A 26985-nucleotide genomic window follows, 5' to 3' on the forward strand; every position below is an offset into this window, starting at 1 on the left:
ACACAAACAGACATTCAGGGCTGCGGACACGCGACGGCGCCGGCCGGAACTCGCGTTCCGACCGGCGCCGTGACCTCGCTCAATTCGTTAGGGAGCCGGCACCTCCGTGCCCTCGCTGCCCGCCCAGAACAGACCGCGCGCGATCTGGCTGTAGAGCCCGACCGGGTGCGTGCGGAAGTTCATCGACGAGCCGAACATGAGCACCCGGCTGCCCGCCGCGGTCTCGGCCGAGACCGCGGACGCCTGCCCGGCGGCGTTCGCCTGCGAGCGACCGCTCGAGTCGCGCCAGTGGCCCGACACGAACGGGTCCGCCGCGTCGTAGCGCTGCTCGACGACCGCGTTGGCCCCGAGGTTGGTGAACCACACGGCCGGGTACCCGAACGACGTCTCCATCGGGTAGGTGCCGAGCAGGCCGCCCTCGACCGGGTCGACGTTGAGGATGCCGTTCGAGCCGCTCGTGCCCGAGACCGCCGTCGACGTGACGAGGCCGAAGGTGTTCGCGAACGCGGCGATCGCCGTGCCCTCGCCCACCACGCCGCCGCCGGCATCGAGGTACGCCTGGACCTTCGCCCGGCCGGCGGCCTGGGCGCCGCTGAAGCTCAGCGTGCCGCCGATCCACAGCACGTCGACGCCGTCGAGCGAGACCGCGCCGCTCTGCAGCCCGGCCGCCGTGACGTTCAGGACGTCGTGGAAGCCGAGGCGCCGGAGCGTCACGACCTCCTCGGCGCCGCCCGTGTACGCGACGCGGAGCTGGTCGAGGCCCGTGCTCTCCTCGCTCGTGAGACGCGACCCGTCGGACGCGGTGAAGGCCACGCCGTACTGCGTCGCCACCTCGGCGGCGGCCGCCCGACCCGCGGCATCCGCTCGCAGGATCACCGAGCCGTCCTCGAAGGACGACACGGCGACGCCCGAGGCGAGCAGCGCGTTGATCGCCTGGTACTCGGCGACGCCGCTCGTGGCGAGCTCGAGATACGCGCCCGTCGCGGGCACGGAGCCCGTCGGTGCCGCCTTCGAGACCTGCTCGAGCTTCACGCGCAGTGCCGGGTCGGTGGTGTCGCCGATCGCGTCGACGTCGGCACCCCACAGGAGCGCGAGGCTCCACGCGGAGATGTCGTACATGTCGGGCACCCGCGTCGAGATGTCGCTGCCGTCGGCGAGGAGCACGTTCGCCATGCCGCGCAGCGGCTGGTGCATGTCGACCACGTACGACCCGGCCGGGTAGTCCGTGCCGCCGGCCGAGAACGCCGTCTTGGCCCGGTGCACCTTGACGCCGTTCGCGATGAGCTGGTCGACGAGCCTCGCGGCATCCGTCGTCGAGCGCTGCGTGTCACCCACGGGGATCACGTACGCGCGCGGCACCTCGGTCGGGTAGACGTCGGTCTCGTCCCAGATCTCGGCCCACTCGTTCGGCGCCGGCACCGAGGCCGGGTCGATGTCGGCCGGGATCGGCTCGATCGGCTCGCCCGCCACGCCGCGGCGGAAGATCTCGATCTGGTTCGACAGCAACGCCTCGCGGTTGTCGACCACGTAGTCGACCGACGTCTCGACGACGACGTTCGACACCTGGATGTTCACCGCGGCGCGAGCGCTGTTCGCCGCGGCGTTCGCCGGGTTCGAGACCGCCTCCACGCGGCCGAGCGGCAGCTCGACGGTGTTCGTGATCGCACCCTGGTACGCGATGTACTGCGGGGTGAAGATCGGGGGCCAGTCATCCCAACCCGAGCGGATGTCGCGGTAGGGGATCTTGATCTTGCCGGTGTTCGTGGTCGTCGCGCTGCCGTTCGGGGCGAGGTACGTGTTGCCCGGGATGTTCGCGTCGACGACGGCCCGCTCGATGGCGAGCGCGGCGGAGTACGCGTGCGGCAGGAACAGGTCGTACTCGTAGTTCTCACCGTGCGGCGGGCCGCAGGGCTCGACCTGGAGGACGCTCGTGTACCCGTGCAGGTCGACGTAGAACGTCGGCTGGATGACGCCCGTGAGGTCGCGGATGATGCGGGCCTCCGCGGTCGCGCCCGTGATCATGTCGCGGTTGGCGTCGAACCCGTCGGCCGTGGCCCGCTGGCCGAGCGCGCGGCCGTCGGGGTTGTTGGTCACCGTGAAGTAGAGCCGGTAGCCCTGGAGCAGGTCCTTGACCTCGCTGTACGGCGCGGTCGCGAGGTGCTCGATGTACTGCAGGACGGAGTCGGTGCCCTCCCACTCGTTGCCGTGGATGTTCGCGTTGAACCAGATCGGCACCTTGTACTGGCTGAGCAGGGCCTTGTTCTTGGCGGCGGCGGCCGGGTTCTCCTTGACCATCTGGCGGAACTGCGCCTGCTTGGTCGTCTGGCCGCGGTTCTCCTTCTCGGTGATCGTCACGAGATGGATGTCGCGGCCCTGCGCCGACTTGCCGACCACCTGGACCGAGATGCGGTCGCTGGCGGCCATGAGCGAGTTCAGCTTCGGCGCGATCTCGTCGTAGGGGATGACGCCGCGGTTGATCGAGACGTCGTTGGGATTGTCGGCGACCGTCTCGAGCACCGGCTGGTACGGATAGCTCGTCGGCGGCGCGACGAGCGGGGAGACCGGCGTGACGATCGGGGCGGCGGGCGCGCCCTCGAGCGCGACCGCCGGGACGGAACCGGCGACGAGCGTCGCGGCCAGGACGGCCGTGATGCTCGCGCCCGCGATGGTGCGGTGGAACGACATACTGCTCCGTTTCTGCGGGACCTCGGTGACCCGCGGGCCCTCGGGGATCACCGGGGGCACGCGAGCCGCGCACGACCGGATGGTGAGATCGTGCGCGGGAAAGCGGTGCCACTCACCTTGTCATGCGGCGGCGGCGTCCTCCAGACCGGAACGTTGCGTTCTGATCAAGATTCTTGCGCGATCGTGGCGCGGAGGCGCGAAGCGGGCACGCTGAGGATCGCCGGGGCGGCGCGCAGTTGCAGCGAGCCTATGCGCTGGCATGTTTCCGGCGCATGTCCCCCGTCCCGGACGCGGGCGCACGCGCACCGCGCGCTACTGCAGCGCCGAGGTGAGCCGGGCGAGGTTGTCGAGGATGGTCGACCGCAGCGGCTGCTGCATCCACTCGTCGAGGGTGAGCTCGCGGCTGTCCCGTCGGTAGCCGTCCTCGACCGCGCGCATCTCGCGCACGAAGGACGCCCCGCGCACCAGCAGCGACACCTCCATGTTGAGCTCGAACGACCGGATGTCCATGTTGCTCGAACCGATCACCGCCACGTCGTCGTCGATCGTGAAGTGCTTGGCGTGCAGGATGAACGGCGCCTTGTACATGTAGATGCGCACGCCCGCCCGCAGCAGCGCCTCGTAGTACGACCGCTGCGCGTGGTACACGAGGGCCTGGTCGCCGATCTCCGAGACGAACAGCTCGACGTGCACGCCGCGCTGCGTCGCGCCGCTGATCGCCCGCAGCATCGCCTCGTCGGGCACGAAGTAGGGGCTCGTGATGATGATGCGCTCCCTGGCCGCGTACAGCAGCGCGAGGAACAGCTTGAGGTTGTTCTCGTTCTGGTAGCCGGGCCCGCTCGGCACGACCTGGCAGTCGAGGTTCTGCAGCTCCGACTCCTGCTCGAACGGGATCAGCTCGTCACGCGACGGCGCCTCGCCCGTCTCGAGGTACCAGTCGGTGGCGAAGATCGCGTCGAGGCCCGACACGATGGGCCCCTCGACCTCGGCGACGAGCTCCTGCCACTTGAGTCCGCGCCGGAGGTTGCTGCGCTTGTGGTAGCTCCGGTCGATGACGTTCTGCGAGCCCATGTAGGCGATCTCGCCGTCGACGACGAGGATCTTTCGGTGGTTGCGCAGGTCGGGTCGCTGGTACCGGCCCTTGAGCGGCTGCACGGGCAGCATGAGCTGCCACTCGATGCCGAAGTCGGTGAGGCGGCGCAGCGTGCGATTGTAGCCCTTCACGCGGCGGGACGCGATGTGGTCGAGCAGCACGCGGACCTCGACGCCGCGCGCGGCCGCGTTGCCGAGCGCGTCGATGAAGCGGGCCGTGGTCGAGTCGTACGCGAAGATGTAGAACTCCGCGTGCACGTACCGGGTGGCCCGGTCGACCGCGTCGGCCATCGCGTCGAGCGACGCCTCGTAGTCGCCGATGAGCCTCGCGCCGTTCTGCCCGATGAGCGGCATCGCGCCGAGGTTGCGATTCAGCCGCACGACGCCCTCGAACCAGTCCGGCCAGACCGAGCTGTCGCTCACGCGCTCGACGCCGTGGGTGCTCTCGCGGATGAACCGGTCCACCTGCTCCTGCTTGTCGCGCCGCGACTTCGGGAGCTTCGGGTTGCCGATCAGCAGGAAGAACAGGATGCCGATATAGGGGATGAAGAAGATGGCGAGCAACCACGCCATGCCCGCGGTGGGGCGCCGGTTGCGCGGCACGACGATGATCGCGATGATCCGGACGACGAGGTCGATGAGCAGCAGGATGCCGCCGATGAGGGCCGTCGTCTGCGCCGGCGTCATCCCCGGTTACGCGGCCCGGTGCTCGCCGGTGCGCTTCGCGCGCTCCTCGGCCTCGATCCGGGCGTAGGCGTCGCGCTCGTGGCGGTCGGCGCGCACGACCGCGCGCATCACGAACCAGAACATGAGTCCGATGAGCACGGTCGGAGCCACCGACCAGATGGCGTTCGCCCAGAATTCGTCCATAGCCGTTCCAGAATACGGGGGTTTCCTCGGGTTCGCTGGGTGCGGGTCGCCCCAGCTCGGGGTACGGCGAGCGGATGCCGCGGCGTCAGCCTCCGGTGACGATGCCCCAGATGCCCGAACCGAGCAGGTACAGGCCGATCGCGCCGACGATGACCCAGATCGCGACGCGCGCGAAGGACGGCTGCCGCGGGTCGCGCTCGGGCTCCAGCTCCTTCTTGGGGAGGTAGTCGTTCATCGCGTCATCCGTTCGATTCGGGGCCGGTCACTTCACGAGGGGGAACAGGATCGTCTCCCGGATGCCGAGCCCGGTGATGGCCATGAGGAGGCGGTCGATGCCCATGCCCATGCCGCCCGTCGGGGGCATGCCGAACTCGAGCGCACGCAGGAACTCCTCGTCGAGGCGCATCGCCTCGGGGTCGCCGCCCGCGGCGAGACGCGCCTGTTCGACGAACCGCTCGCGCTGCACGACCGGGTCGACGAGCTCCGAGTAGCCGGTCGCGAGCTCGAAGCCGCGCACGTAGAGGTCCCACTTCTCGACGACGCCGGGGATGCTGCGGTGCTGGCGCACGAGCGGCGACGTGTCGAGCGGGAAGTCCATCACGAACGTCGGGCGCTCGAGGCCCGGCTTCACGTGGTGCTCCCAGAGCTCCTCGACGTACTTGCCCGGCAGCGGGTGGTCGATCTCGATGTCGACCGCCGCGGCGAGCTCCTGCAGGCGAGACATCGGCGTCTCGGGCGTGATGCGCTCGCCGACCGCGTCCGACAGCGAGTCGTACATCGACAGCCGCTCCCAGTCGCCGCCGAGGTCGTACTCGGTGCCGTCGGCCCACGTGACGACGTGGGATCCCGACACGGCGTGCGCGGCGTCCTGGATGAGCCGCTGGGTGAGGTCGGCGATCGAGTGGTAGTCGCCGTACGCCTCGTAGGCCTCGAGCATCGCGAACTCGGGGCTGTGCGTCGAGTCGGCGCCCTCGTTGCGGAAGTTGCGGTTGATCTCGAACACGCGCTCGATGCCGCCGACGACCGCGCGCTTCAGGTACAGCTCGGGCGCGATGCGCAGGTACAGCTCGGTGTCGAACGCGTTCGAGTGCGTGACGAACGGCCGCGCCGACGCGCCGCCGTGCATGACCTGCAGCATGGGCGTCTCGACCTCGACGAAGCCGAGCTCGGTGAACGTGCGGCGCAGGCTCGCGTTGACCGCGGCCCGGTCGAGCACGTTGCGGCGCGCCTGATCGCGCGCGATCAGGTCGAGGTACCGGCTGCGGACCCGCGTCTCCTCCGAGAGCTCGTGGTGCAGGTTCGGCAGCGGGTTGATGGCCTTCGCCGCCATCCGCCACTCGCTCACCATGATCGACAGCTCGCCCCGGCGGCTCGTGATCACCTCGCCCGCGACGAACACGTGGTCGCCGAGGTCGACGAGCTCCTTCCACGCCGCGAGCGACTCCTCGCCCACCTCGCCGAGCGAGACCATCGCCTGGATGCGGCTGCCGTCGCCCGACTGCAGCGCGGCGAAGCACAGCTTGCCGGTGTTGCGCAGGTGCACCACGCGCCCCGCGACGCCGACGGTCTCGCCGCTGCGCTCGTCGACGCCGAGACCCACGAACCGGTCACGCACCTCGGGGATCGACGACGTGATCGGCAGGCTCACCGGGTAGGCGCCCGCGCCGAGGTCGTCGGATGCCGCGTTGAGCCGCTCGCGCTTGGCCAGACGCACGGCCTTCTGCTCCGAGATCTCCTCGGCGGTCGGCTCGTGCGTGGTCTCGTCGGCCATGTGGACTCCGGAATCGGTCGGCGGGGGCGTGGGGAGGCGGCATCCGTTCGCGGACGCCAGAGAACAGCGTAGCCCGCCGCCCCCGGCCGAGCCTGACCGGTGCCCGGATGCCGCGGCGTTCAGCCCAGCGAGATGACCGCGTTGTCGATGAGCCGCGTCGAGCCCACGCGCGCCGCGACGAGCACGAGCGCCTCGCCGCGCGCCTCATCCCCGACGGGGAGGAACGTGTCGGGGTCGACGACCACCAGGTAGTCGAGCTCGACGCCGTCGTGGTCGCCGAACGCGGCCGCCGCCTCGGCGAGCACCTCGTCGAGCCCCTCGGCGCCCACGGCCTCGGCGGCGGCAAGCGACTCCGAGAGCAGCAGCGCCGCGCGGCGCTGGTCGCCCTCGAGGTACCGGTTGCGACTCGACATCGCCAGCCCGTCGGGCTCGCGCACGGTCGGCACCACCTCGATCGCGAGCGGCACGTCGAGCTCGCGCACCATCCGGCGCACCAGGAACACCTGCTGGGCGTCCTTCTGCCCGAACACCGCGTGGTCGGGACGGACGATGTTGAACAGCTTCGCGACGACGGTGAGCATGCCGTCGAAGTGGCCGGGGCGGGAAGCGCCCTCGTACAGCTCGCCGATGCGGCCGGCCGTCACGCGCGTCTCGACGGCCCCCTCGGGGTACATCTCGTCGGGCGACGGCGCGAAGACGAGCTCGACGCCGTGCGCGCCGAGCGCGGCGAGGTCGGCCTCGAGCGTGCGCGGGTACCGGTCGAGGTCCTCCCCCGCGCCGAACTGGAGCGGGTTCACGAAGATCGACACCACGACGACGTCGGCGACCTCGCGGGCGCGGCGCACGAGCGCGAGATGCCCGTCGTGGAGCGCGCCCATCGTCGGCACGAGCGCCACGCGGCGCCCGGCGGCGCGGTGCGCGTCGACCTCGTCGCGGATCCCGGCGACCGTGTCGACCACCCGAGGTGCGACGACGACGGATGCCGCCGTGCCACCCGCCCGGCCCCCGCCGACCCTGCGCTCGCTCACCTGTCACCTCCGGACGGCCGTGCGTCGTCGGCCCCGTCGATCGTAGTCGCCCCGCCGTCGACCGTCGGACCGGGGTCGTGCCGCGCGAGCGCGTTCTCGACCGAGCTGCGCACGAGCGACGCGAGCACGGAGCCCGCCCGCGCCACGCCGATCCCCTCGAGGATGCCGGCCGCCTGGTCGACGATCGCGCTCGAGAACGAGACCGCGGTGTCGACCGCGTCCGCGTACGCGCCGCGATCCTCCTCGGCGACGACGAACGGCTCGCCGCCCATCTCGACCGCGAGCGCCTGGGCGATCGGCAGCACCGGCGCCGGCGCCGTCACCGCGAACCACGTGCCGGCCAACCGCGTGAGGTCGATGCTCGTGCCCGTGAACGTCATGGCCGGGTGGATCGCCAGCGGGATGGCCCCGGAGCGCAGCGCGGGGGCGAGCACGTCGACGCCGAAGCGCGCGGCCGTGTGGAGGACGAGCTGACCCGGGCGCCAGGCTCCCGCCGCGGCGAGGCCCTCGACGAGGGGCGCCAGTTCGTCGGCGGGCACCGCGAGCAGCACGAGTTCGCTGCGCTCGATGATCTCGGGGATGGGCAGGACGGGTACGTCGGGCAGCATCGCCGCAGCGCGCTCGCGGCTCGCGTCGGACACGGCGGAGATGCCGGTGAGCGCGTGGCCGGCGCCCGCGAGCGCCGAGGCGAGCACCGCGCCGACCCGGCCGGCCCCGATCGTGCCGACGCCGAGGCGGCCCGCCCGTCGGTCAGCGACCATCGGCGGTCACCCCCCAGCGGTCGGTGCGGTCCCGAAGGGCGCGTGCGACGGATTCGGCGGCGAGCGCCTCGAACGCGGCATCCGCATCGGCCCGGTCGAGTGCGGGCACCTCGGCCGTCACGGGGCCCATCACGGTGTGGATGCGCAACGAGGCGACGCGGAGGGCGCGCCGGACGGGTCCCGCCGCGATCGCCACCGACTGCATGCGCGCGAGCGGCACGAGCACGGCGCTGCGGACGAGCAGTCCGCGTCGGAGCAGCGCGAGCCCGCCGTGCACGGCGAGCCCGATCCGCCGCCACGAGAACGGACGGATCCAGGCGGCCCGTCCCGGCGCGACGAGGAAGCCCGCGGTCGGCCCGGAGCCGGTCATGCCGGCGAGCAGCAGGTGGTCGAGCGTCGGATCGGCATCGGGCACGAACAGGCCCACCACCCGGCGGACGTCGTCGATCGTGCCGACGGGGAGCACGAGGGTGCGCTGGATCCCGTCGTTGCCGGCGGCGAGCGACTGCCCGGCGACGTTGATGCGGATGCTCCACCAGCCGAACGGACGCCAGAGCAGCCACTGGGTCGCCTCGATCGCGTGCACCCGCCCCGGCGGGATCGTCTGGTTCGCGGTCGACAGCAGGCCCGAGCCGATGCGCACGCCGTCGGCCGTGCCGGCGATCGAGTAGCGCAGCGACTTCGTGATGCGCGACCACAGGTAGCTGATCAGGCCGATGGCCGCGGGCACGAACGTGAACAGCACCCATGGCGCGCCGCTGATCACGCCCGTGGTGATGACCACGACGAGCACGGCGAACCAGATCATCGAGCCGCCGAGGAGCGCCGATGCGATCACGCGCGGCAGCGGCAGCCGGACGATGGACTCCGGCGGTGCGAGCGACGGGTCGAGCTCGGGCGCGCGGAACTCGTCGACGCGGCGGCCGACGAGCTGGCCGGCGCGGGCTGCGAGCGTGCCCGGCTCCCCCGCCTCCGCCTCGACCTCCGTCGCGGGCTCGGCCCCGGTCGCCGCTGCGCCTCGCGCCCCGGAGGCGAGGCGCAGCAGGTCGGCTCGGAGCCGTTCCGCCTGCGCCGAGCCGAGGTACGCGAGGTCGACGTTGCCCGACTGCCCGGCCACCGACACGTCGAGCTTCGCGGTGCCGAACAGCCGCGCGAAGAGCGGTCGGTTGAGGTTGATGCCCTGCACGCGGTCGAGCCGGGCGCTTCGGTGGGAGCGGAACAGGATGCCGCTGCGCACCTCGAGCGCCTCGGAGGTCACGCGGAAGGTGTGCATGCGCCACGCGAGGTGGAATCCGGCGATCACGAGGACGATGACGACCGCGAGGGCCACGAGCGCCCAGCCGATGAGCCCGTTGACCACGATCCCGCCGATCGGGTCCTCGGCCCAGTCGCCGCTCCATCCGGCGGAGGGCTCGAACCGGTCATCGGGCGCGACGGGTGCGAACAGCAGCAGGAAGACCTCGACGACGCGTTCGCGCAGGTTCGCGATCACGAATCCGAGCACGGCAAGGAAGACGAGTCCGCCGCGCAGGAGCGGACTCGCCGGGTGCAGGCGGTGCCACTCGCCGTCGGCGAGGTCGCGCACCGGCGTTCTGGGGCCGGTCCCGGTCACAGCCCCGCCCGGCGCGTCTCGGCGAGGGCGACGAGCTCGTCGCGCAGCCGCTCCGCCTCCTCGAGCGGCAGGCCGGGCAGCGTGACCGCGGTCGCGGCGGCGGCCGTGACGAACTTTAGGTCGGCGAGGCCCAGCGCGCGCGAGACCGGACCGCGCGTGATGTCGACGAGCTGCATGCGGCCGTAGGGCACCGCCACCTGCCGCTGGAACATGATGCCGCGCCGGAAGACGAGGTCGTCGGCGCGGAGCCGGTACCCGATCGAGCGCACCCGGCGCGGTTCGAGCGCGATGGCGACGAGCGCGATCGCACCGATCGCGGCGGCGGCCCACCACAGGACGGGCAGGTCGAGCCAGGTTCCCGCGACGAGGAGCGCGGCGACGGTGATGCCCGAGCCGATCACCGATCCCACGACCTCGACGACGACGTGCTTGGGCGAGACGCGTCGCCAGTCGGCGTCGATCTCGCGGGGCGCGGCCGGCGGCGCGGGCCGCATGGGCGGCGGCACCGGCGGCATCGCCGGGGATGCGGGCGGCATCGCCGGGGGCGCGAGTTCGGGCGCCGCCGGGGCGGGCGCCGGCGACCCTGGCACCGCCGGAGGACGCTCGTCCGCCGCGGCCGGTCCGGTCATCGGCTGGTCGTGGTCAGGCACGCGCGGCGCCCTCCTCATCGGGCTCGTCGGGCGGGATGGTGCAGAAGTGCTCGGCGACCAGGCCGGCGGCGAGCAGCAGCGCGGCGCCGGCGGCCGTCGCCACGGCCGTCCACACGGTGGATGCCGCGGGCAGGACGCTGCGCGTCAGGAGGAACGCCGTGATGCCGACGCCGGCGCCCAGCACGAGCGCCCCGGTGATGCTGCTGGCCTTGGCGAGCACCGCGGTGCGCGCGGCCCGGAAGGGATCGATCCGGCGCGTGGCGGTGCCGCGCACCGCCTGTCGGATCGGCCAGGCGAAGGCCAGCACGAGCGCCCCGACGCCGACCAGGGTGATCGCGAGCGACAGCGGCGGGACGACGGCCTGTGCGCCGGCGCTGACCAGCGCCAGCTCGACGAGGTATCCCACGGCGAGGCCGACGAAGCCGAACGCGACGAGGGTCGAGGCGTGCGTGCGCTTCACCGCCGCACCACCTCGTCGGTGGCCGCCGCGCGGAGGTCGGCGACGGGCCCGCGCCCGGCGATCTCGGCGTCGGGCTCGACGTCGAGCCACGGCTGCAGGACGAACGCGCGCTCCCAGGCGCGGGGATGCGGGAGCTCGAGCCGCTCGTCGGCGATCCGGAGGCCGTCGACGTCGATGAGGTCGAGGTCGAGCGTGCGGTCGCCCCAGCGCTCGTCGCGGGTGCGGCCGTGCTCGTGCTCGATGCGCTGCAGCAGGTCGAGGAGCGCGTGCGGCTCGAGCTCGGTCTCGAGGACGACCACGCCGTTGAGGTAGCGGGGCGCGTCGCGGTCGACGCCGTCGAGCTTCACCGCCGGGGTCTCGTAGACCGGTGAGACGGCGACCAGGCGCATGCCCGGCGCGTCGGCGAGCTCGCGCACCGCGGCGCCGATGGTCGCCTCGCGGTCGCCGAGGTTCGCCCCGAACGCGACGACGGCCCGGCTCATGCGCGACTCCGCACGACCGTGACGGCGACGTCGTCGAACGGCACCTCGATCGGCGCCTGCGGCTTGTGGACGGTGACCGTCGCCTCTTCGACGCCGGCGAAGCCGAGCGCCACGCCGGCGACGCGCTCGGCGACCGTCTCGATGAGGTCGACGGGGTCGCGCTCGACGGCCCGCGCGACCGCCACCGCGAGTTCGCCGTAGTGCACGGTGCGCGCGAGGTCGTCGCCGGATGCCGCGGCCGCGAGGTCGACGGCGACCGAGACGTCGATGACGAACTCCTGCCCCTGCTCGCGCTCGAAGTCGAACACCCCGTGGTGCGCGCGCACGCGGATGCCGGTCACTGCGATCCGATCGCGCGAGTCAGCCACGTCGTCCACTCTGCCATGCACGGGCGACGTCGAGCGCGACGCGCGTGGAGCGCACGTCGTGCACGCGCACGCCCCAGGCGCCGGCCTGCGCGGACAGGGCGCTCACCACGGCCGTCGGCAGGTCGCGGTCCTCGACCGGCGCGCCCTCCGGGAGCAGTGCGCCGAGGAACCGCTTCCGCGAGGCGCCGACGAGCAGCGGCAACCCGAGCCCGGCCAGGACGTCGAGGCGGGCGAGCAGCTCCCAGTTGTGCTCGGCCCGCTTGGCGAATCCGAGGCCCGGGTCGAGGATCAGCCGGTCGGGCGCGACGCCCGCGGCGACGAGCGCGTCGACGCGCGCCGCGAGCTCGTCCCGGACCTCGGCCGCGACGTCGGCGTACCGGGCGAGTTCGTCCATCCGGTCCGAGTGGCCGCGCCAGTGCATGGCCACGTACCGGGCGCCGCTCTCGGCGGCGATGCGGGCCATGGCCTCGTCGGCGAGTCCCGCCGACACGTCGTTGATGATCTCGGCCCCCGCCTCGACCGCCGCGGCGGCGGTGGTCGCACGCATGGTGTCGACGCTCACGCGGAGCCCCCGGCCCGCGAGCTCGCGGATCACCGGGACCACGCGGCGCAGCTCCTCCTCGGGCTCGACGCGCGCGGCGCCGGGGCGCGTGGACTCCCCGCCGACGTCGAGGAGGTCGGCGCCCGCCTCGGCCAGCTCGAGCGCGTGCGCGATCGCCGCGTCGGCGTCGAACCAGCGCCCGCCGTCGCTGAAGGAGTCGGGGGTGACGTTGACGACCCCCATGATGAGCGTCTCAGTCACCGCGGCCCGATCCGATGAGCGCGATGACCTCGGCGCGCGCGGCCGGTTCGGCGAGGGCCCCGCGGCTCGCGACCGTGACCGTCGAGCTGTGCTCCTGCCGGGCGCCGCGGGCGGTGACGCAGCCGTGCTCGGCGTCGAGGACGACGAGGACGCCGCGGGGCCGGAGCCCGGCGTCGAGCGCGTCGGCGATCTGCTCCGTCAGGCGCTCCTGCACCTGCGGGCGGCTCGCGATCGTGTCGACGACGGCCGGGATCCGACTGAGGCCCACGATCTTCTCGCCGGGCAGGTACGCCACGTGCGCGACGCCGGTGAACGGCAGCAGGTGGTGCTCGCACATGGACCGGAAGCCGAGGTCGCGGAGCACGACGACGTCGGAATCGGCCGGCTCACCGGCATCCGTCGACCCGGTCGGGACCGAGTCGGCGAGGTGCCGCTGCGCATCGCCGCCGACCCCGCTGAAGAACTCGGCGTACGCCTCGGCGACGCGACGCGGCGTGCGCTCGAGCCCGGGCCGGTCGGGGTCCTCGCCGATCGCGAGGAGCAGCTCGCGGACCGCGCGTTCGACGCGGGCCGTGTCGACGCCCGTCATGGCACCCTCCTCACGCGCCGGCGGCGGCTAGGCCGTCGCGGGACGCGGCTTCGTGCTCGGCGTGCGCGACGCCTTGGCCTCCTCGACCGGGGCGCCCGAGTCGACGCCGCCGTCCACGGCACCCTGGTCGATCGGCGCCTTCTGGTGCGGGAACCGGATCGGCGGGCGGTCGGAGACCGGGCGGTTCTCGCTCGAGAGCCACAGCGGCCGCGGCGGCAGCTTCTTCACGTTCGCGAAGATCTCGGCGATCTGGTTGTGGTCGAGCGTCTCGTGCTCGAGCAGCGCCTCGGCGAGGCGGTCGAGGATGTCGCGGTTGTCGTTGAGCACCTGCCACGCCTCGTCGTGCGCCTGTTCGATGAGCGCGCGCACCTCGGCGTCGACGCGCTCGGCGATCTCCTCCGAGTAGTCGCGCTGGTGGCCCATGTCGCGGCCGAGGAACACCTCGCCCTGCGACTGCCCGAGCTTCACGGCGCCGACGGTCGCGCTCATGCCGTACTCGGTGACCATCTTGCGGGCCGTGGCGGTGGCCTTCTCGATGTCGTTCGAGGCGCCCGTCGACGGGTCGTGGAACACGATCTCCTCGGCGACGCGCCCGCCCATGGCGTACGTGAGCTGGTCGAGCAGCTCGTTGCGCGTCACGGAGTACTTGTCCTCCAGCGGCAGCACCATCGTGTAGCCGAGCGCGCGCCCGCGGGGCAGGATCGTGATCTTCGTGACGGGGTCGGTGTAGTTCATCGCCGCCGCCGCGAGCGCGTGGCCGCCCTCGTGGTACGCCGTGATGAGCTTCTCCTTGTCCTTCATCACGCGCGAGCGGCGCTGCGGACCGGCGATGACGCGGTCGACGGCCTCGTCGAGGGCGCGGTCGTCGATGAGCTGCGCGTTGGAGCGCGCGGTGAGCAGTGCGGCCTCGTTGAGCACGTTCGCGAGGTCGGCGCCCGTGAAGCCGGGGGTCTTGCGCGCGAGCACCTCGAGGTCGACGCCCTTGGCGAGCGGCTTGCCCTTGGCGTGCACCTCGAGGATCTTGTGGCGGCCCTTGAGGTCGGGCGCGTCGACGCCGATCTGGCGGTCGAAGCGGCCGGGGCGCAGCAGCGCCGGGTCGAGGATGTCGGGGCGGTTCGTCGCCGCGATGAGGATGACGTTGGTCTTCGGGTCGAAGCCGTCCATCTCGACGAGCAGCTGGTTCAGCGTCTGCTCGCGCTCGTCGTGTCCGCCGCCGAGGCCGGCGCCGCGGTGGCGGCCGACCGCGTCGATCTCGTCGACGAAGATGATGGCCGGCGCGTTCTGCTTGGCCTGGTCGAAGAGGTCGCGCACGCGGCTGGCGCCGACGCCCACGAACATCTCGACGAAGTCCGAACCGGAGATCGAGTAGAAGGGCACGCCCGCCTCACCGGCCACGGCGCGCGCGAGGAGCGTCTTGCCCGTTCCGGGCGGGCCGTAGAGCAGCACGCCCTTGGGGATGCGGGCGCCGACGGCCTGGAACTTGGCCGGGTCCTTCAGGAAGTCCTTGATCTCGTGGAGTTCCTCGATGGCCTCCTCGGCGCCGGCGACGTCGTCGAAGGTGACCTTGGGGCTCTCCTTGGAGACGAGCTTCGCCTTGGACTTGCCGAACTGCATGACGCGGTTCCCGCCGCCCTGCATGCCCGAGAGGATGATCCAGAAGAAGAGGCCGATGAGCACGAGCGGCAGGAGGATGCCGAGCATCGAGAGGAACCAGCTCGGCTGCGGGACCTCGTCGTCGAACCCGTTCTCGGGGTCGGCGCGGTCGACCGCGGCCAGCACGTCCTCGCCGCGGGGCGTGACGTAGTAGAACTGCACCTGGGTGCCGAGGTCCTCCTCGGCCTCGGCGAGGGTGAGGTCGACGCGGTTCTCGCCGTCGACGATCTTCACCTCCTGGACCTTGCCCTCGTCGAGCAGCTCCAGGCCCTGCTGGGTGGAGACCTCACGGAAGCCCGACTGGGTGATGAGGCTCGACCCGATCCAGACCGCCGCGATGGCCAGCAGGATGTAGATGACCGGCCCGCGCAGGATCTTCTTCATGTTCATGGTGGTGCAAGGCTACCGGTTGGTCACTGGGCGCGATCCGTGTGTTCGCTGAGGGCGCGCAGCGCCCGAAGCGGACCGTTCGCGCTGCCGCTGAGGGCGCGCAGCGCCCGAAGCGGACCGTTCGCGCTGCCGCTGGGGGCGCGCAGCGCCCGAAGCGGACCGTTCGTGCTGCCGCTGAGGGCGCGCAGCGCCCGGATCAGCTGTAGACGTGCGGCGCGAGGATGGCGACGTCGCGCAGGTTGCGGTACTGCTCGGCGTAGTCGAGGCCGTAGCCGACGACGAACTGGTTGGGGATGTCGAAGCCGAGGTACTTGACGTCGACCTCGACCTTGGCGGCATCCGGCTTGCGCAGCAGCGCGCAGATCTCGATGGAGGCGGCGCCGCGCGAGCGGAGGTTGCCGAGCAGCCAGCTGAGGGTGAGGCCGGAGTCGATGATGTCCTCGACGATGAGCACGTCGCGGCCGGAGAGGTCGCTGTCGAGGTCCTTCAGGATCTTCACGACGCCGGACGACTGGGTGCCGGCGCCGTACGAGGAGACGGCCATCCAGTCCATGGTGACGTGCGAGCGCAGCTCGCGGGCGAGGTCGGCCATAACCATGACCGCGCCCTTCAGCACGCCGACGAGGAGGAGGTCGCGGCCGGCGTAGTCGGCTTCGATGCGCCGGGCGAGCTCGGCCAGCTTGTCGCGGATCTGCTGCTCGGTGACCAGCACCTCGGTCAGGTCGGCTTCGATCTCGCGCGAATCCATTCCCGGCTCCTCCTGTTGCTCCTGGGCGAAACGGATGCCACGAGCCTAGTCGTCAGCGAGCGGTGAACTCGATGCGCCCGCTCACCCGGGAGGCCCGGCAGCCGGGCAGGTCGATGGGGCCCTGTCCGTGCCAGTCGGTGACGAGCCGGGCGACCTCGAGGGTCTGCCGCCGCGTGAGGGCGACGCCGAACTCGCTTGCGACGACGTGGCGGATGATGCGCTGGCGGAGTGCGGCGGGGTTGGCGGCGAGGACGGCCGCGCTCACGGCGATGCCGGCCTCGGCGGGTTCGCAGATCTCCTCGATGAACTCGTCGATCTGCTCGGCGAACGCCTGCTCGTCCTCGCGGAGCTGTTCGGCGGTGCGGGCGAGTGCCTCGGCGACGCCGGGGCCGAGTTCGGCCTCGAGCACGGGCAGCACGCGCTCCCGGACGCGCACTCGGGCGTAGGCGGCGTCGGCGTTGTGCGGGTCGTCCCACGGCACGAGGCCCGCGTCGCGGCACGCCTGCCGGGTGGCGGCACGGCGGATGCCGAGCAGTGGCCGCGCGTACCGGCCGGTGCACGGCGCCATCCCGGCGAGGCTGGCCGCGCCCGAGCCGCGGGCGAGCCCGAGCAGGACCGTCTCGGCCTGGTCGTCGAGGGTGTGGCCGAGCAGCACGAGTTCCGCGCCCGCCTCGCGGGCGGCGGCGTCGAGGGCGGCGTACCGGGCGGCGCGCGCGGCGCCCTCCGGGCCGTCGCCGCCGGGGGCGGCGGTCGCGTCGACGCGTCGCACGAGCACCGGGTCGAGTCCGAGGTCGCGGGCGACGGATGCCGCGGCATCCGCCTGCTCGGACGAACCCGCCTGCAGGCCGTGGTCGACGACGACGGCCCCGGCGCGCCATCCGGCCCGCGGCGCCTCGAACGCGGCGGCCGCGGCGAGCGCGAGGGAGTCGGCCCCGCCCGAGAGGGCGACGAGCAGGAGCGGCGGGTCCTCCCGCGGCTCCAGCACCCCGCGCACCGCGCGTCGCACGTCGGCGATCGGCGGCGTCAGCCGTGGTCGGCGCTCGGAGGCCATCACGTAACCTTATTCCGGCCATCCGGGCGCGGGCCGCGCCATCCGCCACACGAGGAGAACAGCATGGGCGAGTACGCCGCCGTCATCGAGATCCCCAAGGGGAGCCGCAACAAGTACGAGGTCGACCACGAGACCGGCCGGGTCTTCCTCGACCGCGTGCTCTACACGAACTTCGTCTACCCGACCGACTACGGCTTCTTCGAGAACACCCTGGGCGACGACGGCGACCCGCTGGACGTGCTCGTGCTCACCCAGTACCCGCTGTTCCCGGGCGTGGGCGTGAAGGTCCGTCCCGTGGGCGTGTTCCACATGACCGACGACGGCGGCGGCGACGCGAAGGTCATCGCGGTGCCCGCGGGCGACCCGCGCTGGAACCACATCCAGGACGTCGACTCGATCCCCGAGTACACGAAGAAGGAGATCGAGCACTTCTTCGAGCACTACAAGGACCTCGAGCCCGGCAAGTGGGTCAAGACCGAGGGCTGGGCCGACGCGGCCGAGGCCGAGTCGCTCATCGCCAAGGCGATCGAGGCGTACCCGGGCCACTGAGCACGAGCGGATGCCGCGGCATCCGCTGCACGCACGAGGGGGCGAGCCGATTCGGCTCGCCCCCTCGTCTCGTCCCCGGGTCGCTGCGGAGTGCTGCCGCACCTCAGCCGAGGTAGACGCCGCGCGCGGCCATGAAGGGCTGCGGGTCGATGCGACTCCAGCCGCTGTAGACCTCGAAGTGCAGGTGGCATCCGGTCGATGCGCCGGTGGTGCCGCTCGACGCGATCACCTGGCCCGAGGACACCCACTGGCCGTAGCCGACGAAGAGGCCGCCCGGCCGGATGTGCGCGTACCCGGTGGAGATCCCGCCGCCGTGGTCGATCTTGATGAAGTTGCCGTAGCTGCCCGAGTAGCCCGAGAAGACCACGCGGCCGCTCGTCGCGGCGTAGATGGGCGCCGAGCAGCCCGTGGCGATGTCGGTCGCGTAGTGGAACGGGTTCGTGCAGTACCCGCCGCTGCAGATCACCTGACGCGGGCCGTACACACCGGAGATGTAGCCGTAGGCGGGCTTCGACCAGCCGGAGCCGCCGCCTCCGCCGCCGCCACCGCCGCCACCACCACCGGCAGCGGCGGCCGCCGCCGCCTCGCGCTTGCGGCGCTCCTCCTCGGCCTTGCGGCGGCGCTCCTCCTCTTCCTTGCGTTTGCGCTCGCCCTCCTCGTACGCGGCGGTCGTCTTCGCCTCGGTGTCGCGGAGGAACTTCAGCTGCTGGTCGAGCTCGATCTTCTTCGACTCGGACTCGGCGAGCGCCGTCTCGGCCGCGGCCTGGGCGGCCTGGGCCGCGACAAGGGCCTTCTCGGCCGCGATGCGGAGCTTCTCGCGTTCGGCGCGGGCCACCTCCGCCTGGTCGGCGAGGGACTGCGCCGTGTTGCCGGCCTCCTTGGCCTGCGCGTAGATGTCGCCGGTGCGCTCGACCAGCTTCTCCATCGAGCCGAGTCGGGCGAGCAGCTCGTCGGTGCGCCGGGCGTCGCCGGCGTCGATGAGCATGTTGACGCCGAGGTCGGTGCTGCCCGTGCGGTAGAGCTGCGCGGCGACCTGCCCCGCGCTGCGCTCCGCTGCCTCCGCTTCGGCGGCGGCGGCGTCGGCCTGCGACTGGATCTCCTCGGCGCGGCGGGCGGCGTCGTCGTATTCCTGCTGGGCGACGAGGAGTTCCTCGGTCCGCCGCTCGGCCTCGGCGCGGGCGACGGCCACGTTCTCCTCGAGCTGCGCGATGAGGGCGATGATCTGGTCCACGGCCTTGGCGGCGGCGCGCGTGTCGGCCTTCGCCTTCTGCAGCTCCTGCCACGTCGGGTAGTCCGCGGCGGAGGCGGGCGCGGGGTCGGCCACGACACCCCCGGTCGCGGCGAACATGAGCACGATGGCCGCCGCGACGGCGCGCAGCCTCGACCCGGCGCGGCCGGGTGCTCGGCGCTCTGCGTCTCGCGACATGATCCCCTCATCCGCGCGGCCCGTTCAGGACCCGCGCTCGTGTCGTCCGGTGCGGGCAGTGGCCATGTCACCGTAGGCGCGGCGCGGGTCGCTTCCGGGGATTTCGGCCCCGCGTGGCGCGGTTCGGCGGCTCGTTTTGGAATCTGGCCGCCGAATGCGTATGCTGTCTTCTCGGCGGTCATCCCCCGGGATGACACTCCGGCCCCATCGTTTAGCGGCCTAGGACACCGCCCTTTCACGGCGGCAGCACGGGTTCGAATCCCGTTGGGGTCACCCTGCGATGGGTTTACAATTGAACAGCTTCTTTACGAGGCCCTGTGGCGCAGTTGGTTAGCGTGCCGCCCTGTCACGGCGGAGGTCGCGGGTTCAAGTCCCGTCAGGGTCGCTCAGGCGACAAGCCCTTTCCCTTTCGAGAGAAGGGGCTTTCTCCTTATCGAGGCACCGGTTCCCGATCCGTCGGGCGGATGCCGCGAGGCTCTGTAGCTCAGTTGGTAGAGCGTTCGACTGAAAATCGAAAGGTCACCGGATCGATGCCGGTCGGAGCCACATCGTCAGGAAACCCCCGGGCCGCCGGGGGTTTTCGCGTATCCGGCGCCGGGTGCACCGCGCGGGTGGTGCGCAGGCTTGCAGTCGGACGGGTGCAACGTCAAGGGTGTTCTCGGATGCCGCTGCGGCGTCGGAGACTGGCGTCCGACGGAGTCGAAGGGACGCCATGCGTGTGATCAGGATCATCGTCGACGGGCGGGAGTACGTCCTGCCGGCCGACCAGGACGTCGCGGGGATCATGACGCGGATCACCGATCAGGTCCGCGCCGGCGGCGGCTTCGTCGAACTCGTCGACGCGCCGGGCCGCACGCTGAGCGTCCTCGTGTCGCCGGGGATGAGCCTGGCCATCGAGGTGCGCGCGTCGGAGGACGCCCTCCGCGGTTCGGATCTCGCGGCGGACCCGGTCGAGCCCTCCTGGTTCGACCCGTTCGACCTCACCTGACGCCGAATCGAATAGCAGACCGGAACCGCGTCGATCAAGCCCGCCGCGGGTCTTACCGGAGGCGGACGGGTGGCGTTACCGTGAGGTCAGGCACGCGGGAGGACCACATGGGCAGACTGCACTACGGCGACTCGTCGTTCGAGATGGAGGACCGCCTGCTGGCGCATCTCCAGCTCATCATCGGGGTGAAGCTCCGCCGCGGTGAGAACTTCTTCATGAGCTGGCGCGCGGACGAGTCCAGCGGATTCGGCCGGCACGCGGTCTGGGTCGACAACGGCGTGCCCATCCACTGCCAGTACGACGCCGCAGTGCCGGTGGAGCTCAACATGGCCTGGGCCGAGCGCCTCGCCGACCTCGCCTCCAAGGGTGGCGGCCTCATCATCCAGGCCGAAGACGTTCCCCTCGGCATCGAGGAGGCCGACGAATCGGCACAACCCCAGAACGCGAGCTGAGCGCGGGCGAGCTCAGTAGTCGTCGTACTCCTCCTCGTCGACGTCGCCGACGACCGCGATGTTGCGGAGTTTCCGGGTCTCCGCGGCCATGTACGCGACCAGTTCCTCGTCGACCAGTTCGTCGTGCTCGCCCGGCTCCTCATCCGAGATGAGTTCGCTCGCCGGTCCGATGAGGACCGTGGAGTGCCCGAGCGACCCGTCCGGCCGGCGCGTGGGGATCCGCACGGTGGCCGACGCCCGGACGTCGGCGAGTGCACCGGCGTAGTCGAGCAGCGCCCTGGCGATCGCCGACCCCGTCAGCACGGAGTCCCCTGAGTAGTAGAGCCGGTCCATGGTTCCTGCTTACTCCTGCGGCGGCGATTGCACACGGGCTTGACGTCGTCGCGCCGTCGGCGCAAGGCGGTTGCCGACTCGCACCTGAGCCCGTTCGTCAAGCCCTTGTCGGGTGGAAACCGCGAACGCACAATGGCCCTAGGCCAGCTGGGGGGCGGTGAGTACTGACATGGGTTGCCTGACGATCGCGGGGCTCGCCACCATCGAGCTCGACGACGACCTGACCGCGCACCTGCACGCGGTGCTCGTGGCGAAGTTGCGTCGAAACGAGCCGGTCCTGCTCGAGTGGACCGGGACCGGGGAGCACGCCCAGCAGGTGTGGGTCCATCCGTCCGCCGGCGTGCTCGCGTCGTACGACCTGCCCCGCCCGCCCGACCTCGACCGGCTCTGGCTCGACCGCCTCATGGTCGCGGCGAACTCGGTGTCGGGCATCTCGATCGAGGCCGCCGACCTCCACCGGCACACGCGGGTGGTCCCGGCGGCGACCCGAGCCGTCGTGGACGGCCTCGGCGCCGTGCCGCCGCCGCCGCCGCCGACGACGCGGGAGTCGGACGAGCACGACGCGCGTTCCTGACGCGCCGGTCACCCGAACCGTCGTCGCCAGAAGCGCAAGGGGGTCGCCGCATCTCCGCCGCCCCGGTACGAACGAGGTATGGAGTCCGACGTGAACCACCCCCTGCCCGGCAAGCGGATCCACCTGATCCGCTGGGTTGCCTCCGATACGGGGTGGGTGAGCGAGGTCCGAGCGGGCCGGTACCTGGGTCCGGATGACGTCGACTGGCTGCTCGACGTCGACGGGCAGCGCGAGCGACTGCCGCGCACGGTGTGGCAGCGGTTCGTGCCGAAGCACGACCAGCCCGCGCCCACCGCCCCGGCGGCCGGCGTGCTGACGATCCCGACCACGGCCCGCCCCGTCATGGAACCGTCGGCCGACTGAGCGTCGGGTCGCACCTGCGGCCCGATACCGGCATATCCGCCGTGGATGCGGCGTAGACTCCGCTGTCATGCAGCGACTTCGGATCCCCGACGTCGCCCGCCTGATCGGGGTGAGCGACGACACCGTGCGGCGCTGGGTCGACCAGGGCCGCCTACCCGCCGACCGCGGCCCCGGCGGTCGCCTCGTCGTCGACGGCGCCGACGTGGCCCGGTTCGTGGTCGCTCGTCGTCGGACCCCGGACGACGGTCCCGCGGTGAGCTCGGCGCGGAATCGCCTCGACGGCATCGTCACCGAGGTGCAGCGCGAGGGCCTCGTGGCCGTGGTGGAGATCCAGGCGGGCCCCTTCCGGGTGGTGTCCATGATGACGCGCGAGGCCGCCGACGAGCTGGGCCTCGAGCCGGGAGTCCCGGCGTCGGCGGTCGTGAAGGCGACGAACGTGGTCGTCGAACGCTCGCCGGTCGGCGAGGCGGAGTGACCGTGCGTGGTGCCCGGGCTCGCGCGATGGCGGCCGCCTTCGCCGTCGGTCTCGCGCTGGCGGGGTGCGCCGGCGGCCCCGCGCCGGACCGCACCGGCGCCGGTGCGACGACGGCCGAGGTCCGCATCGCCGCAGCCGCCGACCTCAAGTTCGCGCTTGAGGAGGTGGTGGCGCTGCTCCAGGAGCGGCATCCCGCGCTGCGGATCACGACGACCTACGGTTCCTCAGGCACGTTCCTGTCGCAGATCTCCAACGGGGCGCCGTTCGACGTCTTCCTCTCGGCCGACCTCACCTACCCACGGCAGCTCGTCGAGGAGGGACTCGCCGACGAGGAGGACCTCTTCCCGTACGCGGTCGGGCGCCTCGTGCTCTGGGCCGGCGACGAGGGCGGCCTCGATCCGGCAGACGGCCTGCCCGCCCTCGCCTCCGACGAGGTGCGACGCGTGGCGATCGCGAACCCGGCCCACGCGCCGTACGGCGTCGCCGCCGTCGAGGCGCTCCGGAGCGCCGGCGTCCTCGACGAGGTCGAGGGCAAGCTCGTCTACGGCGAGAACGTCGCGCAGGCGGCGGAGTTCGTGCAGTCCGGGAACACCGATGCCGGCATCGTCGCGCTCTCGCTCGTCCGATCCGATCCGCTCCGCGGGGTCGGCGCCTGGGCGGAGGTCCCCCTCGATGCGTATCCGAGACTGGACCAGGGCGGGGTCGTCCTCGGATCGGCCCGCGACCCCGAGGCCGCCGCGCTCGTCCGCGACGCGATCCTGAGCCCCGACGGTGCGGACATCCTCGCCCGGTACGGGTTCTCGCTGCCCGACGCGACGGACAAGGGCTGAGGGGTCCGCATGGACTGGGAGGCCATCGGCGTCAGCATCCGGCTCGCCCTCGCGACCACCGCGATCCTGCTCGTCATCGCCGTGCCGCTCGCCGCGTGGCTGGCCTTCACGCGGCGCCGCTGGGCGGTCGTCGTCGAGGCGATCGTGGCGCTCCCGCTCGTCCTGCCGCCGACCGTGCTCGGTTACTACGTGCTCGTCGCGCTCGGCACGGGCTCGCCGTTCGGGCGGTGGTGGCAGGAGACGACCGGGACCACGCTGGCGTTCTCGTTCACCGGGCTCCTCGTGGCATCCGTGCTCTACAGCATGCCCTTCGCCGTGCAGCCGTTGCTCGCCGCGTTCGCGGGCGTCGACCGCCGTCTGCTCGAGGCGTCGGCGGTGCTCGGCAGGCGACGGCTGCACGCCCTGTTCCGGGTCGTCCTGCCGCTGTCGCGCGCGGGCCTCGCGAGCGCAGCGGTGCTCACGTTCGCGCACACCGTGGGCGAGTTCGGCGTCGTGCTCATGGTGGGCGGCAACATCCCGGGCGAGACCCGCACCGTCTCGGTCGCGGTGTACGACGCGGTGCAGGCGTTCGACTACGAGACCGCGGGGCGCACGAGCCTCGTGCTCCTGGCGTTCTCGCTCGTCGTGCTCACGGCCACGTACGCGATCCAGCGCCACGGCGCCGGGCTGCTGGTGCGGCGATGACGGCCGGCGAGCGGATGCCACGGGGCGGCGGCGCCCTGCACGTCGACGTGCGCCTGCGCGACGTGCGCGCCGCGTTCGAGGTCGGGCTCGGCGAGCCGGGCGTGACGGTGCTCTTCGGCCCGTCGGGCGCCGGCAAGACGACGGTCATCCGGGCGATTGCGGGGCTGGACCGGATCGACGACGGCGAGATCCGCGCCGACGACGTCGTGTGGGACGACGGTGGCCGCCGGGTCGTGCCCGCCCGGCTGCGGCGCGTGGGCGTGCTCTTCCAGGACCGCGCGCTCTTCCCGCACCTCGATGTGGCGGCCAACGTCGCCTACGGGCTGCAGCGGATGCCGCGGGCCGAGCGCGACCGTCGCGTCGCCGAGGTGCTCGCCGCCTGCGCGGTGCCGGGCTACGGGCGACGGTCGGTGCGCGAGCTCTCCGGCGGCGAGGCGCAGCGCGTCGCGCTCGCGCGCGCGCTCGCCCCGAGTCCCCGTCTGCTGCTGCTCGACGAGCCGTTCACCGGCCTCGACCAGCCGACCCGCGTGCGACTCCGAACGGAACTGCGCGCGCTCGTCCGGACGACCGGTGTTCCGGCCGTCGTGGTCACCCACGACCGCGACGAGGCCATCGCGCTCGGCGACCGGCTGGTGGTGCTCATCGACGGCCGGGTCCGCCAGGTCGACTCCCCCGCCGTCGTGTTCGACCGACCGGCCGACACGCGCGTCGCCGCCGCGGTCGGCATGGACACGATCGCGCCGGCCCGCCTCGGCGGCGGGCCCGCCGGCACCGTGGACGTGGGCGGGGTCCGGCTCGTCGCGGAGGTCGACGCCACGGACCTGCCCCGCGAGGTCGCGGTCTGCCTGCGCGCGGCCGACCTCGGCATCGCCGCACCGGGGTCGCGGCGTCCGGACGATGCGACGAACGTCGTGCCGGCGCGAGTGCGGGCGGTGGAGGAGTCCGCCGAGCTCCTGCGCGTCCGGCTCGACGCGGGGTTCGACCTCGAGTGCCTGATCACCCGGCACGATGCGCGGCGGCTCCCGCTCCTGCCGGGGGCCGCGGTGGACGCGGTGATCCCGTCCGCCGCCGTGCACCTCGCGAGGATCGCGGAACCGGTGTGACGGCCCGCCCTCAGGCGACGCGACGGCGACGGCCGCGGGTCTCCGAGGGCAGCTCGCCGAACGCCCGTTCGTACGCCTCGGCGAACCGGGGCAGGTGCACGAAGCCCCAGCGACGGGCGATGACGGCGATGGTGTCCACCGGCGGCGCGAACCGGAGTTCGTCGCGGACGCCCTCGAGTCGCAGCGCGCGCAGGTGCTCGGACGGCGAACGGCCCGTCTCGTGCACGAAGGCCGCGTGCAGTCCTCGCGGCGAGATGTGCACGGCCTCGGCCACGTGCTGCACCGTGATCGGCTCGCCCGCGTGCGCGTGCAGGTACTCGAGCGCGGCACGCACGATCGCGGACCGCGGGCCGACGGACCGGCGACGGCCGATGGGGTCGACCCACGCCAGCGGGAACGCGTTGAGGTAGGTGACCGCGAGTCGATGGAAGACGGCCTCGATCACGAGTGGCTCGTCGAACGCCTCCGGGGCGAGCGACATGGCGCGCGTGATGCGTGCCACCTCGCGGTCCCAATACCGGCCGAGCGCCGGCGAGCGCGCGGCGAGTTCGTGCGGCTCCAGCCGGACGCCGTGGTCGTCGGCCGCCGCCCGGGCGACCGCCTCGACCCGCGCGCGGTCCAGGACGACGGCCCGCGCGGCGAAGCTCTCCCAGTGCGCGGTGACCCCCTCGCTGGCATTGATGTACGGGCGGGACACGTCGACCGCCTTCGCCCCGTGGCGGAGTTCGATGCCCTGCCCCGTGGGCGACACGACGAGGATCTGGTCGGCACCGGCTTCGACCGCGGCCGCCGCCTCGAAGGCGTAGTCGACGACCTGGATCCCGGGCGTCGAGTGGGACCGCAGGCGAACGCGGAAGGCGTCCGGGTCGACGCGCCCGAACTGCAAGCGGGGCACGAGGGGGGCGAAGGCCTCGCGCGCCGCCTCGGGGTCGGCGGTCGCGAACGAGGACCGGTCGAGTCCGGGCAAGGCGGTTCCTATCACCGGCGCATCGTCCGGCGCCGGGTCTGGACAGCATACGACCCGGAGCCTGAGTATCCGCCATCGGTACGGATCCCCCAGTTCACGTGCCAACGGGCCGGACCGGGCGTACAGTGATGCTTGCGGCCGGGTCCGCGCCGGGCTCGGGGGAACACCGGCGCCGGCCCGCCGCACACTCCGCCTTCCGCCTGCGATTAGGGTGCAGACGAGGGAATGGAGGCCCGGTGGCGAAGGTGACCAGCGCCGACGTCGCGCGCGCGAGCGGAGTCTCGCGCACGACGGTGAGCTACGTGCTGAACGCCACCCAGGGCGTCTCGGTGTCGGATGCCACGCGGCGACGGGTCCTCGACGCGGCCTCGCGTCTCGGGTACGCGCCGTCGGCAGCGGCGCGCACGCTCCGACGCGGCCGCAGCGACTTGGTGCTGTGCGTGCTGCCGGACTGGCCGGTCGGTCCCGCGGTCGAGGCGATGATCGACCGGCTGGCCGACGAGCTCGCCGGCCGCGGCATGTCGGTGCTCGTGCACCACGTGCGCGGCGAGCGTCCGCTCACCGACCTGCTGCGCGCGGTGACGCCCCACACGGTCGTCGGGCTCGCCCCATTCGATCCTGACGACGTCCGCGCCATGCGCCAGGCGGGCATCGGCGTCGTGGGCACCTTCGACGACGCGGCATCCGGCCCCGGGGCGACGACGGATGCCGCAGCCGACGACCCGCAACGGCGCATCGGCCTCGCGCAGGCCGAGCGGCTCGCGGGGCGCGGTTGCCGCCGCATCGGCTACGCCACGACGCCCGACCCCCGGGTCGCCGCGTTCGCCGGCGGGCGGCTCGCGGGCGTCCGGGAGGCGTGCGCCGCACTCGGGCTGGAGCCGCCGCTCATCGTCGAGGTCGACCTGTCGGAGCGTTCGGGCGCGGAGGCGGTGCGGGCATGGCGGTCCTCCGGCGTCGACGGCGTCGCCGCCTACAACGACGAGGTCGCGCTCGCGGTGCTCGCGGGCACGCGCGCCGAGGGGGTCGCGGTGCCCGACGGCCTCGCCGTGGTCGGCGTGGACGACATCCCCGTCGCCGCCCTCGCGTCGCCGCCGCTCACCACGGTGTGGCAGTCGCTCGACCTGCAGGCGGCGTACCTCGCGGAGTGCGTGACCGCGGCCCTCGACGGTCGGCCGCAGCCCGTGCGACCCCGCCAGGAGGTCGAGCTGGTGCCGCGCGCGTCGGCGTAG

30 protein-coding genes and 3 tRNA genes are annotated in these 26985 nt (G+C 72.6%); 13 read left to right on the forward strand and 20 right to left on the reverse strand.

What is annotated here, in order from left to right; translation table 11 throughout:
• Positions 1–87: 87 nt before the first annotated feature.
• The 17 genes from M1L56_RS07095 to tilS form a co-directional block, all read right to left on the reverse strand.
• Positions 88–2685, reverse strand: coding sequence for a M14 family zinc carboxypeptidase (locus tag M1L56_RS07095; RefSeq protein WP_248598684.1), 2598 nt, complete (start codon positions 2683–2685; stop codon positions 88–90).
• 312 nt (positions 2686–2997) lie between these two features.
• Complete coding sequence (gene cls / locus M1L56_RS07100; protein WP_248598685.1) at positions 2998–4464, reverse strand: cardiolipin synthase; 1467 nt, start codon at positions 4462–4464, stop codon at positions 2998–3000.
• Positions 4465–4470: 6 nt separating this feature from the next.
• Positions 4471–4647, reverse strand: coding sequence for a hypothetical protein (locus tag M1L56_RS07105; RefSeq protein ID WP_197466956.1), 177 nt, complete (start codon positions 4645–4647; stop codon positions 4471–4473).
• A gap of 85 nt (positions 4648–4732) precedes the next feature.
• Positions 4733–4882 (reverse strand): hypothetical protein, encoded by a 150-nt coding sequence (locus M1L56_RS07110; RefSeq protein ID WP_157356727.1) that lies wholly within the window; start codon positions 4880–4882, stop codon positions 4733–4735.
• 27 nt (positions 4883–4909) lie between these two features.
• Positions 4910–6418: a lysine--tRNA ligase gene (gene lysS, locus M1L56_RS07115; protein ID WP_067946597.1), complete on the reverse strand. Its 1509-nt coding sequence runs from the start codon at positions 6416–6418 to the stop codon at positions 4910–4912.
• 119 nt (positions 6419–6537) lie between these two features.
• The gene (gene panC, locus M1L56_RS07120; protein ID WP_248598816.1) at positions 6538–7356 is read right to left on the reverse strand and encodes a pantoate--beta-alanine ligase; all 819 of its coding nucleotides are present in this window, start codon (positions 7354–7356) and stop codon (positions 6538–6540) included.
• An 86-nt stretch (positions 7357–7442) separates the two neighbouring features.
• Positions 7443–8207, reverse strand: a complete 765-nt coding sequence (locus M1L56_RS07125) for a Rossmann-like and DUF2520 domain-containing protein (RefSeq protein WP_248598686.1) — start codon at positions 8205–8207, stop codon at positions 7443–7445.
• Entirely contained in the window at positions 8197–9792 is a 1596-nt protein-coding gene (locus tag M1L56_RS07130) for a PH domain-containing protein (RefSeq protein ID WP_248598687.1), read from the reverse strand. The genes M1L56_RS07125 and M1L56_RS07130 overlap by 11 nt, the downstream gene beginning before the upstream one ends.
• Before the next feature lie 23 nt (positions 9793–9815).
• Positions 9816–10469 (reverse strand): PH domain-containing protein, encoded by a 654-nt coding sequence (locus tag M1L56_RS07135; protein ID WP_248598688.1) that lies wholly within the window; start codon positions 10467–10469, stop codon positions 9816–9818.
• Entirely contained in the window at positions 10462–10929 is a 468-nt protein-coding gene (locus tag M1L56_RS07140; protein WP_067949114.1) for a DUF3180 domain-containing protein, read from the reverse strand. The genes M1L56_RS07135 and M1L56_RS07140 overlap by 8 nt, the downstream gene beginning before the upstream one ends.
• Complete coding sequence (gene folK, locus M1L56_RS07145) at positions 10926–11411, reverse strand: 2-amino-4-hydroxy-6-hydroxymethyldihydropteridine diphosphokinase (RefSeq protein WP_067949112.1); 486 nt, start codon at positions 11409–11411, stop codon at positions 10926–10928. Before folK ends, M1L56_RS07140 begins: the two co-directional genes overlap by 4 nt.
• Positions 11408–11779 (reverse strand): dihydroneopterin aldolase, encoded by a 372-nt coding sequence (gene folB, locus M1L56_RS07150; RefSeq protein WP_197467011.1) that lies wholly within the window; start codon positions 11777–11779, stop codon positions 11408–11410. The genes folK and folB overlap by 4 nt, the downstream gene beginning before the upstream one ends.
• Positions 11772–12563, reverse strand: coding sequence for a dihydropteroate synthase (folP, locus tag M1L56_RS07155; RefSeq protein ID WP_067949116.1), 792 nt, complete (start codon positions 12561–12563; stop codon positions 11772–11774). Before folP ends, folB begins: the two co-directional genes overlap by 8 nt.
• Before the next feature lie 10 nt (positions 12564–12573).
• Positions 12574–13170 (reverse strand): GTP cyclohydrolase I, encoded by a 597-nt coding sequence (folE, locus tag M1L56_RS07160; protein ID WP_067949108.1) that lies wholly within the window; start codon positions 13168–13170, stop codon positions 12574–12576.
• Positions 13171–13197: 27 nt separating this feature from the next.
• A complete protein-coding gene (ftsH, locus tag M1L56_RS07165) occupies positions 13198–15213 on the reverse strand; it encodes an ATP-dependent zinc metalloprotease FtsH (RefSeq protein ID WP_248598689.1) in 2016 nt (671 codons plus the stop codon).
• 196 nt (positions 15214–15409) lie between these two features.
• Positions 15410–15961: a hypoxanthine phosphoribosyltransferase gene (gene hpt, locus M1L56_RS07170; RefSeq protein ID WP_067949105.1), complete on the reverse strand. Its 552-nt coding sequence runs from the start codon at positions 15959–15961 to the stop codon at positions 15410–15412.
• 52 nt (positions 15962–16013) lie between these two features.
• Positions 16014–17012 (reverse strand): tRNA lysidine(34) synthetase TilS, encoded by a 999-nt coding sequence (tilS, locus tag M1L56_RS07175; protein WP_248598690.1) that lies wholly within the window; start codon positions 17010–17012, stop codon positions 16014–16016.
• Between the two features lie 63 nt (positions 17013–17075).
• Between tilS and ppa the strand changes: the two genes are divergently transcribed.
• Positions 17076–17561: an inorganic diphosphatase gene (gene ppa / locus M1L56_RS07180; protein WP_067944879.1), complete on the forward strand. Its 486-nt coding sequence runs from the start codon at positions 17076–17078 to the stop codon at positions 17559–17561.
• Positions 17562–17664: 103 nt separating this feature from the next.
• Here ppa and M1L56_RS07185 read toward each other — a convergent pair whose 3' ends face one another.
• Positions 17665–18987 (reverse strand): M23 family metallopeptidase, encoded by a 1323-nt coding sequence (locus M1L56_RS07185; protein ID WP_067944881.1) that lies wholly within the window; start codon positions 18985–18987, stop codon positions 17665–17667.
• A 200-nt stretch (positions 18988–19187) separates the two neighbouring features.
• Here M1L56_RS07185 and M1L56_RS07190 point away from each other — a divergent pair.
• The 5 genes from M1L56_RS07190 (at position 19188) to M1L56_RS07210 (ending at position 20427) form a co-directional block, all read left to right on the forward strand.
• A tRNA-Glu gene (locus M1L56_RS07190) sits at positions 19188–19260 on the forward strand.
• 38 nt (positions 19261–19298) lie between these two features.
• Positions 19299–19372, forward strand: a tRNA-Asp gene (locus tag M1L56_RS07195).
• An 88-nt stretch (positions 19373–19460) separates the two neighbouring features.
• Positions 19461–19533: transfer RNA gene (locus M1L56_RS07200), tRNA-Phe, on the forward strand.
• 166 nt (positions 19534–19699) lie between these two features.
• Positions 19700–19975: a hypothetical protein gene (locus M1L56_RS07205; protein ID WP_248598691.1), complete on the forward strand. Its 276-nt coding sequence runs from the start codon at positions 19700–19702 to the stop codon at positions 19973–19975.
• Positions 19976–20082: 107 nt separating this feature from the next.
• The gene (locus M1L56_RS07210; RefSeq protein ID WP_248598692.1) at positions 20083–20427 is read left to right on the forward strand and encodes a hypothetical protein; all 345 of its coding nucleotides are present in this window, start codon (positions 20083–20085) and stop codon (positions 20425–20427) included.
• A gap of 12 nt (positions 20428–20439) precedes the next feature.
• On the opposite strand, the gene M1L56_RS07215 is transcribed toward M1L56_RS07210, so the two are convergent.
• A complete protein-coding gene (locus M1L56_RS07215) occupies positions 20440–20760 on the reverse strand; it encodes a hypothetical protein (protein ID WP_067944885.1) in 321 nt (106 codons plus the stop codon).
• A 169-nt stretch (positions 20761–20929) separates the two neighbouring features.
• Between M1L56_RS07215 and M1L56_RS07220 the strand changes: the two genes are divergently transcribed.
• The 6 genes from M1L56_RS07220 (at position 20930) to M1L56_RS07245 (ending at position 24789) form a co-directional block, all read left to right on the forward strand.
• Positions 20930–21334 carry a hypothetical protein gene (locus M1L56_RS07220; RefSeq protein ID WP_248598693.1) on the forward strand — a complete coding sequence of 135 codons (405 nt, stop codon included), beginning with the start codon at positions 20930–20932 and terminating at the stop codon, positions 21332–21334.
• Between the two features lie 78 nt (positions 21335–21412).
• Entirely contained in the window at positions 21413–21697 is a 285-nt protein-coding gene (locus M1L56_RS07225; RefSeq protein ID WP_248598694.1) for a hypothetical protein, read from the forward strand.
• A 67-nt stretch (positions 21698–21764) separates the two neighbouring features.
• On the forward strand, positions 21765–22172 hold the full coding sequence (locus M1L56_RS07230; protein ID WP_248598695.1) for a molybdopterin-binding protein: 408 nt from the start codon (positions 21765–21767) through the stop codon (positions 22170–22172).
• A gap of 26 nt (positions 22173–22198) precedes the next feature.
• Positions 22199–23002, forward strand: a complete 804-nt coding sequence (gene modA / locus M1L56_RS07235; RefSeq protein WP_248598696.1) for a molybdate ABC transporter substrate-binding protein — start codon at positions 22199–22201, stop codon at positions 23000–23002.
• A 9-nt stretch (positions 23003–23011) separates the two neighbouring features.
• On the forward strand, positions 23012–23686 hold the full coding sequence (gene modB / locus M1L56_RS07240; protein WP_248598697.1) for a molybdate ABC transporter permease subunit: 675 nt from the start codon (positions 23012–23014) through the stop codon (positions 23684–23686).
• Positions 23683–24789: an ABC transporter ATP-binding protein gene (locus tag M1L56_RS07245; RefSeq protein ID WP_248598698.1), complete on the forward strand. Its 1107-nt coding sequence runs from the start codon at positions 23683–23685 to the stop codon at positions 24787–24789. The genes modB and M1L56_RS07245 overlap by 4 nt, the downstream gene beginning before the upstream one ends.
• A gap of 10 nt (positions 24790–24799) precedes the next feature.
• On the opposite strand, the gene M1L56_RS07250 is transcribed toward M1L56_RS07245, so the two are convergent.
• Entirely contained in the window at positions 24800–25756 is a 957-nt protein-coding gene (locus tag M1L56_RS07250; RefSeq protein ID WP_248598699.1) for a helix-turn-helix transcriptional regulator, read from the reverse strand.
• Between the two features lie 236 nt (positions 25757–25992).
• Here M1L56_RS07250 and M1L56_RS07255 point away from each other — a divergent pair, with 236 nt between their 5' ends.
• Entirely contained in the window at positions 25993–26985 is a 993-nt protein-coding gene (locus tag M1L56_RS07255; RefSeq protein ID WP_248598700.1) for a LacI family DNA-binding transcriptional regulator, read from the forward strand.

The organism is Agromyces sp. C10 (assembly GCF_023217995.1).
In the GTDB taxonomy this organism is placed as follows: Bacteria; Actinomycetota; Actinomycetes; order Actinomycetales; family Microbacteriaceae; genus Agromyces; species Agromyces indicus.

Coding starts and splice junctions, on each gene's coding strand:
- folK (WP_067949112.1), bottom strand. CDS start 11,411: ATGAGCCGGGCCGTCGTCGCGTTCGGGGCGAACCTCGGCGACCGCGAG.
- hpt (WP_067949105.1), bottom strand. CDS start 15,961: ATGGATTCGCGCGAGATCGAAGCCGACCTGACCGAGGTGCTGGTCACC.
- M1L56_RS07225 (WP_248598694.1), top strand. CDS start 21,413: ATGGAGTCCGACGTGAACCACCCCCTGCCCGGCAAGCGGATCCACCTG.
- ftsH (WP_248598689.1), bottom strand. CDS start 15,213: ATGAACATGAAGAAGATCCTGCGCGGGCCGGTCATCTACATCCTGCTG.
- M1L56_RS07205 (WP_248598691.1), top strand. CDS start 19,700: ATGCGTGTGATCAGGATCATCGTCGACGGGCGGGAGTACGTCCTGCCG.
- M1L56_RS07210 (WP_248598692.1), top strand. CDS start 20,083: ATGGGCAGACTGCACTACGGCGACTCGTCGTTCGAGATGGAGGACCGC.
- M1L56_RS07110 (WP_157356727.1), bottom strand. CDS start 4,882: ATGAACGACTACCTCCCCAAGAAGGAGCTGGAGCCCGAGCGCGACCCG.
- folE (WP_067949108.1), bottom strand. CDS start 13,170: ATGACGGGCGTCGACACGGCCCGCGTCGAACGCGCGGTCCGCGAGCTG.
- lysS (WP_067946597.1), bottom strand. CDS start 6,418: ATGGCCGACGAGACCACGCACGAGCCGACCGCCGAGGAGATCTCGGAG.
- M1L56_RS07245 (WP_248598698.1), top strand. CDS start 23,683: ATGACGGCCGGCGAGCGGATGCCACGGGGCGGCGGCGCCCTGCACGTC.
- M1L56_RS07185 (WP_067944881.1), bottom strand. CDS start 18,987: ATGTCGCGAGACGCAGAGCGCCGAGCACCCGGCCGCGCCGGGTCGAGG.
- modA (WP_248598696.1), top strand. CDS start 22,199: ATGGCGGCCGCCTTCGCCGTCGGTCTCGCGCTGGCGGGGTGCGCCGGC.
- M1L56_RS07095 (WP_248598684.1), bottom strand. CDS start 2,685: ATGTCGTTCCACCGCACCATCGCGGGCGCGAGCATCACGGCCGTCCTG.
- cls (WP_248598685.1), bottom strand. CDS start 4,464: ATGACGCCGGCGCAGACGACGGCCCTCATCGGCGGCATCCTGCTGCTC.
- M1L56_RS07230 (WP_248598695.1), top strand. CDS start 21,765: ATGCAGCGACTTCGGATCCCCGACGTCGCCCGCCTGATCGGGGTGAGC.
- tilS (WP_248598690.1), bottom strand. CDS start 17,012: ATGGCCTCCGAGCGCCGACCACGGCTGACGCCGCCGATCGCCGACGTG.
- M1L56_RS07215 (WP_067944885.1), bottom strand. CDS start 20,760: ATGGACCGGCTCTACTACTCAGGGGACTCCGTGCTGACGGGGTCGGCG.
- M1L56_RS07125 (WP_248598686.1), bottom strand. CDS start 8,207: ATGGTCGCTGACCGACGGGCGGGCCGCCTCGGCGTCGGCACGATCGGG.
- M1L56_RS07105 (WP_197466956.1), bottom strand. CDS start 4,647: ATGGACGAATTCTGGGCGAACGCCATCTGGTCGGTGGCTCCGACCGTG.
- modB (WP_248598697.1), top strand. CDS start 23,012: ATGGACTGGGAGGCCATCGGCGTCAGCATCCGGCTCGCCCTCGCGACC.
- ppa (WP_067944879.1), top strand. CDS start 17,076: ATGGGCGAGTACGCCGCCGTCATCGAGATCCCCAAGGGGAGCCGCAAC.
- M1L56_RS07220 (WP_248598693.1), top strand. CDS start 20,930: ATGGGTTGCCTGACGATCGCGGGGCTCGCCACCATCGAGCTCGACGAC.
- folP (WP_067949116.1), bottom strand. CDS start 12,563: ATGGGGGTCGTCAACGTCACCCCCGACTCCTTCAGCGACGGCGGGCGC.